The organism is Roseateles sp., from assembly GCF_036486225.1.
Classification (GTDB): Bacteria; Pseudomonadota; Gammaproteobacteria; order Burkholderiales; family Burkholderiaceae_C; genus Roseateles.
In genome coordinates, this window is the sequence record NZ_DASVNZ010000201.1 from 1 (window position 1) to 2,708 (window position 2,708).

Below are 2,708 nucleotides of genomic sequence, written 5' to 3' on the forward strand. Positions count from 1 at the left end.
CCTCCAGCCGCCGGCGCAGGTCGTTCCAGGCCACCGGCACCACGTTCCCGCGGCGCCGCACGCTGATCGTCGACGGCACGTCGCGATCGGGCAGCCGCAGCGACAACGCCCAGTCCGCGCCGCGCCATTCGACCGAACCCGCCGTCGCCTCGCGGCCCTCGGCCCGCAGCGCGACCACGCGTGCATCGATCACCCCGGGCACCGACAGCACGACCCTCGTCAGGTCCGACAGGAACAGGCGCTCGGCGGCGTAACCCGCCTCGGGCGCCGGAGCGTCCTCGATGAAACCGTTGCGCAGCGCCGGCCCGGTGTAGATGCGCTCCAGCGAATGGCCTTCGCGCAGCAGCTCGTCCAGCGTGCGCGAGACCGCCGCGCGCGCGATGTGCCGCGCGCAGCGGTCGTAGACCTCGGCCAGGATGTCGACGCCGTCGCGCGGGCCGGCGATGTCGATGTCGGCGTGCAGGTCGCAGGGCACGTCGCGCATGCGGACGATGTCGGGATGCAGGTCCTCGCCGAGGTTGCGGCGCTCGTAGTAGGCCGCGCGCGCCGCGGTGATGCGTTCCTCCGCCAGCTCGTCGGACAGGCGGGCGCTGTCATCCCGCGACAGCTGCAGCTGCAGCCGGTACAGACCCGTGCCGGGCTCGGCCACCAGCGTCGCGTCGTCCAGGCCGGGCGCCGCGTCGAGCAGATGGCGCCGGTAGTCCGCCGGCGTGGTCGGCCGGCAGGGGAAGACCTCGGCGGGCGGATGCAGCGACAGGGCCTCGTAATCGATGCTGCCGTCCGGACCGGTCAGGTGGTCCGCGACCGGAAAGCCGGCGCGGTAGACGACGTCGGTGAGACCGAAGCACAGCTGCTCCAGCATCGTGATGCCGGGGTCGTGCAGGTTGTGGTCGGTCCACACGCCGCCGCTGAGCTTCTGCAGCAGGTCGATGCCGCGCGCGCGCAGTCCGTCGAAGCCGACATCGCGTTCTTCATCGGTGGTGGGGGACAGCTTGGCGGGCGTCACAGGCTGCCTCCGGTCATCTCCGGGTCGAACCACAGCTGCGACACGGAGGCCTGGATCACCTTGCCCTCGCCGTAGTCGCATTGCGTGCGGATCTGCAGCCGGTAGCTCGCGCGCCGGCCGTGGCCGCCGGCCCAGCGCAGCTGGATGCGGTCGCAGCGGCGGCCGTACCAGGCGTGCTGGCTGCGGATGCGCTTGCGCGGCGAGAGGAACTCCAGCCAGCCCGGCAGCGGGTTGTAGGTGTTCATCGCGATCGCATGCAGCATCGCGAAGCGCCCGCCGTCCTTCTGGCCGACGCCGGCCATCACCTCGAAGGCCTGGCAGCCGCTGAGCGGGCCGGTCAGGTCGTGCCACTCGCCGTCGGCCTTGAGCGGCTGGCCGGTGTCGTCCTCGCGCCGCAGGTCGCCGAGCCGCCCCGACGATGCGACCACGCCTGCCACCTCCAGCGCCTGGCGCGGCCTGGCCGTGCCGATGCCGACGCGGCCTTCCGTGTCCAGCGCCAGCACCGGATCGCGCGTGCCGGCGCCGCGCGCGTCGCCGTGGTGGAACAGCAACTGGTCGCGGTCGCCGCCGTAAGCCATCGACCAGATCGCCTCTCGGCCGCTCTGCTCGCGGTAGAAGCTGATCAGCGCGTCGTGGCTGACCGGCGTCGAGACCTCGAAGCCGTTCTCCGGCGTCTTGCGGAAGCCCTCGTCGCTCATGTTGAGCATCGAGTCGATCAGGTCGCCGAAGTGGTCGCTGGTGGGCAGCCGACCCTCCTGGAAGAACTGCTTGAGCGTGTCGCGGTTGCGGGTCGTCATGGCGCGCCCCTGCCGATCACGAAGGCGGGGCCGGCGTCCTGCCGGTCCGGTCCGCCGCGGTCCGGGCCTCCGATCACGAAAGTGCTGCCGACCGCCAGCCGGTCGACGCCGGTTGCGCGCGGCGACACCGTCTCCGGAAAGCGGTCGACCGCGGTGAGGATGTGCTGCGGCATCGGCAGCGCGATGCTCCAGGGCAGTTGCGCGCGCGCATGCGCCGCGCCGGTCGCCGGTCGCGCGCCGTCCTGGCCGGGTGGCTCGGCGCCCAGCGGTGCGCGGGCCGTGTCGGACAGCGTGTACACGTCACGGTCGTCGCAGGCGACTGTGATCAGCGACAGCTGAGTCACGAAGCTCACGCCCTCCAGCGCGCGCAGCCGGGCCTCGAGGTCCTCGCTGCGCACCAGCCAGTCGAAGCGCGCGCCGTAGCCGTCGTCGAACCAGGGCGACAGGTAGTGGACGATGGCCTCGTTGACGCGGCGCAGCGTCGCGCCTTCATGCGCGCCGCGCGTCAGGCCCAGCGTCGCGCGCAGCTGCAAGCGGTCGTAGGCGGGATTGCGGACCTGGAAGCGCGCGAAGGGCGAGCCGATCTCCGCCAGCGCCGCGGTCATGCGGGCCAGCTCGACCGCGTTGAAGCGCGGCGCGGCGCAGGCCAGCGCGGGCAGGTTGCGCGGCAGCGTCGGGATCACGACCGCGGTCACGACGCCGCTGCCGTCCTTCGCCGGGATGCAGCGCGCCTTCAGCACGTCGGGGAAGCGCGAGAGCAGCAGCCGCTCGACGTCCCAGCCCACCGAGGCGCGGCCCTTGTGCTGCAGCCGCTCGCCGGCGCGGGTGATCATGGCGCGTTCGTCCTCCTCGCGCTGCAGGCTGAAGGAACGCCCGACCTGCGTCACCGAGGCCAGACCCGGCAG

3 protein-coding genes are annotated in these 2,708 nt (G+C 72.6%); all 3 read right to left on the reverse strand.

The features are described from left to right. Positions 1 to 1,006, reverse strand: a 1,006-nt coding sequence (locus VF536_RS14130) for a hypothetical protein (protein WP_331615495.1), incomplete at its 3' end; no start/stop codon positions are given. Continuing rightward, on the reverse strand, positions 1,003 to 1,803 hold the full coding sequence (locus VF536_RS14135) for a hypothetical protein (protein ID WP_331615496.1): 801 nt from the start codon (positions 1,801 to 1,803) through the stop codon (positions 1,003 to 1,005). The genes VF536_RS14130 and VF536_RS14135, both read right to left, overlap by 4 nt. Further along, the coding region (locus VF536_RS14140; RefSeq protein WP_331615497.1) for a hypothetical protein at positions 1,800 to 2,708 on the reverse strand (909 nt) is incomplete at its 5' end. The genes VF536_RS14135 and VF536_RS14140, both read right to left, overlap by 4 nt.

What these genes read in the sequence shown, in the direction of transcription:
- VF536_RS14135 (WP_331615496.1), bottom strand. Translation starts at nt 1,803, where the DNA reads ATGACGACCCGCAACCGCGACACGCTCAAGCAGTTCTTCCAGGAGGGT.